This window comes from Micromonospora sp. (genome assembly GCF_048594385.1).
GTDB classification, from domain to species: Bacteria; Actinomycetota; Actinomycetes; order Mycobacteriales; family Micromonosporaceae; genus Micromonospora; species Micromonospora wenchangensis.
The window spans coordinates 1-7,184 of sequence record NZ_JBMDWU010000200.1 but is presented as its reverse complement, the minus strand read 5'-3'; the positions used below and the strand labels follow the sequence as shown (position 1 = coordinate 7,184).

Sequence of the window (7,184 nt, the reverse complement as noted above, 5' to 3'; positions counted from 1 at the left end):
CCAGGCCGGAGTGCTCCAGGTCTAACACGACGATGTGGAGTCGGGAGCGGGCGGCCAGGGCGATCACGTCGGCCCCGGGCAGCTTGACGAAGGTACCGGCGAGCTGCCCACCGGCGCGCAGCGCCGCCCGCAGCCGGGCGCGGTGGCCGTGCACCCCGGCCGGCGGGGCCGGCTCGACGGCGGACATCAGGGCCTCACGCCCCGGTGGCGGGCAGCCCGCGCCACGGCACGGTCGGCACCTGCTCACCGGCGAGCAGCACCACGGCCGGGTCCAGCCGGGGTGCGCTGATCGTGTTGCCGGCGGCGTCGGGGAGCACCGCCTCCTCGGCCTCGGCCAGCACGGTGACGTGGGCCGGGCCGCCCTCGACCAGGGTGCCGTAGCCCTCGGCGTCCAGGCCGGTCAGCCGCGCCGGCGCGGTCGTCACCCGGGGCACCAACTGCTCCAGGGTCATCCCCATCGCCCGCAGCTTGGCCATGCTGGTGACCAGGTCGAACACCGGGCCGCGCCAGTTGCGGGCGCTGGTGTCGGAGGTGACCACGTCGGGCAGGAAGCCCTGCTCGATCGCCGGACGGGCGACGGCGAAGCTGAGGTTGCTCTTGCCGTGGGCGGATTCGAACAGCACCCCGCGCTCGCGGGCGGCGTGGACCTCGGGCAGCACGGTGCCATCGTTGAGGATGCCGTACGGCTTGCCGGTGTAGCAGTGCGCCACCACGTCGCCGGGGCGCAGCAGCGGCAGGATCACCGGCAGCGGCTCCGGCGTCTCCCCGATGTGGATCATCAGCGGCAGGCCGGCCTCGCCGGCGAGCGCCAGGGAACGCTTGAGCAGCGGACGCCAGTCCAACCCGACGACGTCCTCGGAGAGCCGGATCTTGAAACCGCGGACCCGGTGCGGGTTGGCCTCGGCCACCGCCAGGGCGTCCTCGGGGACCAGCGTGCCCGGGTTGATCAGCTCACCGAACCGGAAGTCGATCAGGCCGAGGACCGAGACGTTGAGGAAGTTCACCAGCCGCATCCGGGCCGGCGCGGCGACGTACTTCTCGAACGCGGCGAAGGTGGACGCGCCGACGGTGCCGGCGTCGCAGGCGGCGACGACGCCCCGGTGCAGGTGCGCCTCGTCCGGCGGCGCGCCGACCTTGGAGACCTCGGCGAAGATGTGGGTGTGCGCCTCGACCAGGCCGGGCAGCACGTACTGCCCGGCGCAGTCGATCACCCGGTCGGCGGCGGCGGCGAGGCCGGGCGCGATCCGGGCCACCCGGTCGCCGGTCACCGCGACGTCGGCGACCTGGCTGGCTCCGGTCTGACCGTCGAACACCTGGCCACCGGCCAGCACCAGGTCGTACCGCTCGGAATTCTCACTCATGACATCGGGCTCTCTGTGCGAAGCGAGTGGGTCGACGCGTCGACGGCGGCCGGCGCGGGGTGGTCCGGGCTCTCGGCACGGAACCGGGTACGCAGGGGCAGCACCCCGGCGACGGTGACCTCGACCTGGTCGCCGGGGCTCAGGAAGCAACCCCGGTCCTGGCCGGTGCCGGTCGGGGTGCCGGTGAGCACCACGTCACCCGGCTCCAGCACCACGTACCGGGTGATCCAGGCGAGCAGGTCGGGCACCGGGAAGATCAGGTCGGCGGTGCTGGCCTGCTGGCGCAGCTCGCCGTTGACGGTGGTGCGGACGCCGATGGCGTCGCGGTCGGCGACCGCGCCCAGGCCGAGCACCGAGGCGCCCAGGGCGCCGAACCCGGGGAAGCTCTTGGCCAGGGTTGGGTTGCCCGTGGCGGCCATCACGTCCCGGGCGGTCAGGTCGTTGGCGGCGGTGATCGCGGCCAGGTGCGCCCAGACCCGCTCGGCCGGGGTGTGGTGCATCCGCGCGCCGACGACCAGGGCCACCTCGCCCTCGTAGTCGGGCTGGCTGCTGACCGAGCCGGGCAGCGGCACGGTGTCCTCCGGGCCGGAGCCGGCGCTGGGCGACTTCAGGTAGAGCACCGGTTGGGTGGGCAGGGCCCGGCCGGTGGTCCGGGCCTTGCAGTGGTAGTTCAGCCCGACGCCCCACACCGCGCGGGTGCTCGCCATCGGTGGGCGCAGGTCACCGACGAGCGTCTCCAGCGGCAGCCGGCGGCGGACCCGGGCCTCGGTGGCGGGGGCGCGCCCCCGGCCGGCGCGCAGCAGGGCGGCCCCGTCCGGGGCGGGCCGGTCGAGCAGTTCGACGTCGTCGCCGGTGATCCGGCCCAACCCGTACCGGGTGACGACGAGGTGCGCGACGGTGGGCGCGGGGGCGGTCATGCGGCGTCAGAGGAGTGGCCGGGGACGGTGCCGAGCGCCGGGTTGACCAGCGGGGCCAGGTTGTTGACGGCGGCGGCGGCCTCACCGAAGCCGACCGAGATCAGCCGTACCTTGCCGTCGTAGTCGGTGATGTCGCCGGCGGCGAAGACCCGGGGCAGGTTGGTACGCATCGACCGGTCCACGGCGACGTAGCGGCGGCGCATCTCCAGACCCCAGCGTTCCATCGCGCTCAGGTCGGCGATGAAACCGAGCGCGGCGACCACCGCCTGGGCGGGCAGGGTCTCGCGGCCCTCGCCGCGCACCTCCGCCAGGTGTACGGCCTCGACGTGCTGTTCCCCGTCGATCCCGCTGACCTCGTACGGGGTGAGCACCCGCACGGTCGACTCGTGCAGCTGGGTGACGCTGCGTTCGTGGGCGCGGAACTGTGGGCGGCGGTGCACCAGGGTGACGCTGCTGGCGTACGGCTCCAGGGCCAGCGCCCAGTCGACGGCGGAGTCGCCGCCGCCGACCACCACGACCTCCTGCCCGGCGAGTTCCTCCAGCCGGGGGACGAAGTAGCGCAGGCCCCGGCCGAGGTGGCCGCTGCCGACGGGCAGTTCGCGGGGGGTGAAGGTGCCGATGCCGGCGGTCAGCAGCACGGCCGCCGCCCGGACCTGGGTGCCGGTGTCGGTGCCGATCAGCACGTGGTCCTCGGCGCAGGTCAGTTCGGTCGCGCTCTGCCCGAGCAGGAACGTCGGCTTGGCGGTGGCGGCCTGGGTGAGCAGGGCGTCGACGAGTTCCTGGCCCCGCACGGCGGGCAGCCCGGCGATGTCGTAGATCGCCTTCTCGGGGTAGAGGGCGGCGATCTGCCCACCGGCCTCGGGCAGCGAGTCGATCACCGCCACGCTCATCCCGCGGAAGCCGGCGTAGTAGGTGGCGTAGAGGCCGGCCGGGCCGGCGCCGATGATCGCGAGGTCGACCTCGTGCCGCTCGGCCATCAGCCGGCGCTTTCCGCGACGGCCGGGTGGTCGTGGCCGACCCGACCGATCTTGCGGGCGCCGCCCGGGGTGCCGATCTCGGTGAAGAACTCGGCGTTGATCGGGCCGAACCGGGCACGGTCGGCGGGCAGGTCGTCGAGGTGGAAGATCGAGGTGACCGGGCAGACCGGCTCGCAGCGCCCGCAGTCGACGCACTCGTCGGGGTTGATGTACATCATCCGGTCGCCCTCGTAGATGCAGTCCACCGGGCATTCCTCGACGCAGGACCGATCCTGTACGTCCACACATTCGTCGGTGACCACGTAGGTCATCGGTCCTCCTGCGGTTTGGTCGGCCGGCCGCATCCGCGCCGCAGCGGCAGGTCCGGGCGCGCAGCCGATCCGGGGTGCGGGACCCGTTCCGCGACGTCGCCGGATGCGGGGCGATGTCGTTTGGTGTCAGGCCACGCTAGAGACCCGGCCCAGAGTATGTCAACATACGAGACGTCATCTTGAATGAAGTCACGCTGGCGAGAGGGAGCGGATGGACGACGAGGTACCGGCGCCCCTGCGCCACGCCGCCGCGCGGGCGGTCGACGAGGCCACCCTGGTCGACGCCCTGGCCGCGCTCACCGCCCAGCCCAGCCCGTACGGCCGGGAGCGGGCCACCGCGCACCGGGTCGCCGACTGGGCCACCGGCCGCTGGCCGGAGCTGCCCTGGCGGGTCGACCCGCTGGAGCGCACGGCGACCACGCCGGACAGCGCCAACCTGGTCGGCGGCTCCGACCTGGGCGACCGTCCCGAACTGCTGATCTACTCGCACCTGGACACCTCGCTGACCGGCGGGACCGACTTCGACGCCCCGATCACCGGCCGGCACTCCCCCGCCCCCGCGCTGGAGCTGTCCGGCCCGGCCCGCGAGGTGGTCAGCGGGTTCGGCCTCTCGGTGGCGCGGGCGGCGGCAGCCGCCGCCCTGGTCGGTTACGCCGCCGCCGCCGAGACCCTGCGGGCCGCCGGCCGGCCGCACCGGCTGACCCTGCTGCTCGCCGCCACCGGCACCCACCGCGACGACCCCACCGCCGGACCGGAGGACGGCGTCGCGCCGGCCCCCACCACCGGCGGGGTCCTGCACCACCTGCGCGGGCGGCCACGGCCGGCCGCCGCGATCGTGGCCAAGACCAGCCCGCCGGGCATCCTCACCGCCGAACCGGGAGCGATGTTCCTGCGGGTACGGCTGTCCAGCGGCTTCCACCCGGCGCTGTTCCGGGACACCGCCACACCCCCCGGCGGACTGCTCGCCCACCTCGGCGTGGTCGTCGAGGCGCTGGAGGAGTTCCGCCGGGCACATCTGGCCCGACGGGCCGACCCGGACGCCCTGGTCGGGGCGGAACTGGGCCTCGGGGCGGTCCGCGCCGGCCAGCCGGGCAAGCCCGACCTGCTGCCCGGGGTGGTCGACCTCCACCTCTACCTGACCACGGTGCCCGGCGACGATCCGACGCAGATCACCGACGCGCTGCGGGCCACCCTGACCCGGCGGCTGCGCGACACCCCGCTGGCCGACTGCGGGCTGGCGGTGGCCGGCCATCCGGCGCACCCGGCCGCGGCCACCCCACCCACCGCGCCGATCTGCCGGCACGCCGACGCCGCCTGGCTCGCCGCGTACGGCCGGCCGCCGGCACCGCTGCGCGGGTGGACCGGGTCGACCGACGGGGTGGTGCTGCGCGCCCGGGGGGTGCCCACGGTACGGCTGGGCCCGCCGGCGTTACCGCCCGATCCGGCCGACCCGCGACGGGACCGGTACGCCCTGTCGGAATTGGCGCGTTTCGCCCGGTTGTACGCGGACATCGCGCTGCGCCACCAGCAGGCATCGACAGGCTGACGTGTCATATGCCATGATACTGTCTCACTCTGCGCACAAAGGAATCCAGATGGCGGACGATGCCCCTTCGCCGGTCAAGAGCGCTGACCCCAGCTCACCGGCGATCCAGACCGTGCAGCGCGCGGCGGTCATCCTCAACGCGTTCACGGCGGCACGTCCGCGCCTGAGCCTCAACGAACTCACCGCCAGCCTCGGCACCAGCAAGGCCACCGCGCACCGCTACACCAAGGCGCTGCGGGAGAGCAACCTGCTGCGCTACGACGAGCGGGAGGGACTCTACTCCCTCGGCCCGCAGATCCTGACGCTCTCCGCCGCCGCCCGCGCGGCGATGCCGGTGATCAGCATCGCCGGCCCGCGCATGCAGCAGCTCGTCCGCGAGATCGACGAGACGGTGGTGCTCAGCGTCTGGGACGGCGACACCGCCGTGGTGGTCCGCGCCGACGACAACACCGACCGGGTGATCCGGGTCAGTGTGCGGACCGGCTCCCGGCTGTCCCGTACCGAATCCGCCCAGGGCCGGGTGTTCTGCGCGTTCCTCCCCGAGGCCGACGTCCCGGGGCTGGCCGACGAGATCGCCGCCTCCGCCGAGCTGCGCCGGGAGGTCGAGAAGATCCGGCGGACCGGCATCTCGGCCAACACGCCCTCGGCCAACGGGGTCCGCAGCATCGCCGCGCCGATCTTCCGGGGCAGCACCCTGATCGCCGCGATGGCCATCGTCGGCACCACCACCTCGGTCCCCGAGGGCACCGACAGCCCGCTCGCCATCGCCCTGCAACGCGTCGCCGCCCTGGTCACCGCCGAGCTGGGTAGCGGCGGCAACGGCCACCATCCGCACCTCAACGGCAACGGTCACCGCTGACGGGCGGGCGGGCCGCGGGCGTCAGCCCGCGCCGAGCGCCTCGGACAACTCCCGGGCCACCAGCCGCAGGCTGTCCGCCGCGGCGGCCTCCACCGCGCCGGACAGCGCCGTGCTGGTGCCCAGCACCGCCAGGGCGGCCACCACCTGGGTCCGCTCGAACACCGGCGCGGCCAGCACGCGTACCCCGAAGTCCTCCGGGGAGTTGACCGCGAAACCGTCCCGGCGGACCTGCTCGACGACGGCCCGCAGGCCCGCCGACAGCCGCAACTGGCGGGCCACGGCGGGCGCCTCGGCGGCCGACAGGTAGGCGCAGAAGACCCGGCCCTGCGCCGAGCGGAGCAGATCCAACGGCGAACCGGTGCGCACACTGAGCCGCACGTCACCGCTGGTGTTGTCCATGCAGCGGACCACCGTCGGCGCCTCACCGTTCCAGACGCTGAGCACCGAGGTCTGGTTGGTCAGCCGGGTGAGCCGGTCCAGGTGCGGCTCGGCGGCGGTGACGATGGGCAGCGCCGCGCGGGCGGCGGCCTCCATCGCCAGCACCTGCGGGCCCAACGTGTAGGTGGCGGTGGCCGTGTCGAAGCGCAGCAGGTTGGCCGCCCGCAGCGCGCGGGCGTACCGGTGCGCGGTGGCCCGGCTGATGGCCAGGTCGGCGGTCAGCTCGGCCAGGGTGAGCCGGGGCCGCTCCACCGAGAACGCCTGGAGGATGGTGGCGGCCCGCTGCACGGTCTGGATCGCCGGCGCGTCACCTGCCGACTCGTCGACTCCGCCCGTCACCGCGCCACCTCGCACTCGCCGTCCGCCGAAAGGCGAACTCTACCGAGCACGGGCCGGATCCGGCGACACGGACACCACCGCACGCCGGAGCCGGAAGCCGGCTACGCCGGGCCGCCCGCCCCCGAACCGGGGACGGGCGGCGGTTCGGGTGCTCCCGCGAGCTGGCGGTGGACCTCGCCGCTGTCCCAGTAGTCGACCCGGTGGGCGATCAGGCCGTCGGCGTCGACCCGGAACCGGAACACGCCACGGATGCGCACCGGTGCGCGGCCGGCCGAGGCCAGCCGGAACGACATCCGGTACGCCACCGCCGCCCGGTCGGCGTCGGCGAGCAGCTCCTCCACCTCGTAGCGCAGGTCGACGAACTCGGCCAGGAAGCCGTCGAGCCGGGCCCGGTAGCGGGCCCGGCCGACCACCGTCCGGCCGAGGGCCGCGGTGT

Annotated in this window: 9 protein-coding genes; 2 read left to right on the top strand and 7 right to left on the bottom strand. The window is 74.4% G+C overall.

The genetic code is table 11. The features are described 5' to 3' along the window. The 5 genes from ACOJTC_RS10665 to fdxA all read right to left on the bottom strand — a co-directional run. On the bottom strand, window positions 1-187 hold a 187-nt coding region (locus ACOJTC_RS10665), incomplete at its 3' end, for a hypothetical protein (RefSeq protein ID WP_420116735.1). Between the two features lie 7 nt (window positions 188-194). Next, window positions 195-1,361: a hypothetical protein gene (locus ACOJTC_RS10660; protein WP_420116734.1), complete on the bottom strand. Its 1,167-nt coding sequence runs from the start codon at window positions 1,359-1,361 to the stop codon at window positions 195-197. Beyond that, on the bottom strand, window positions 1,358-2,278 hold the full coding sequence (locus tag ACOJTC_RS10655) for a fumarylacetoacetate hydrolase family protein (protein WP_420116733.1): 921 nt from the start codon (window positions 2,276-2,278) through the stop codon (window positions 1,358-1,360). The genes ACOJTC_RS10660 and ACOJTC_RS10655 overlap by 4 nt, the downstream gene beginning before the upstream one ends. Then, a complete protein-coding gene (locus ACOJTC_RS10650) occupies window positions 2,275-3,255 on the bottom strand; it encodes an NAD(P)/FAD-dependent oxidoreductase (protein WP_204923206.1) in 981 nt (326 codons plus the stop codon). Before ACOJTC_RS10650 ends, ACOJTC_RS10655 begins: the two co-directional genes overlap by 4 nt. Beyond that, complete coding sequence (gene fdxA, locus ACOJTC_RS10645) at window positions 3,255-3,566, bottom strand: ferredoxin (RefSeq protein WP_204923207.1); 312 nt, start codon at window positions 3,564-3,566, stop codon at window positions 3,255-3,257. The genes ACOJTC_RS10650 and fdxA overlap by 1 nt, the downstream gene beginning before the upstream one ends. A gap of 211 nt (window positions 3,567-3,777) precedes the next feature. Here fdxA and ACOJTC_RS10640 point away from each other — a divergent pair, with 211 nt between their 5' ends. Further along, window positions 3,778-5,112, top strand: coding sequence for a hypothetical protein (locus ACOJTC_RS10640; protein ID WP_420116732.1), 1,335 nt, complete (start codon window positions 3,778-3,780; stop codon window positions 5,110-5,112). A gap of 49 nt (window positions 5,113-5,161) precedes the next feature. Next, complete coding sequence (locus ACOJTC_RS10635) at window positions 5,162-5,971, top strand: IclR family transcriptional regulator (protein ID WP_204923209.1); 810 nt, start codon at window positions 5,162-5,164, stop codon at window positions 5,969-5,971. Between the two features lie 21 nt (window positions 5,972-5,992). Here ACOJTC_RS10635 and ACOJTC_RS10630 read toward each other — a convergent pair whose 3' ends face one another. Continuing rightward, on the bottom strand, window positions 5,993-6,748 hold the full coding sequence (locus ACOJTC_RS10630) for an IclR family transcriptional regulator (protein ID WP_158224267.1): 756 nt from the start codon (window positions 6,746-6,748) through the stop codon (window positions 5,993-5,995). A gap of 101 nt (window positions 6,749-6,849) precedes the next feature. Then, on the bottom strand, window positions 6,850-7,184 hold a 335-nt coding region (locus ACOJTC_RS10625; protein ID WP_420116731.1), incomplete at its 5' end, for a nuclear transport factor 2 family protein.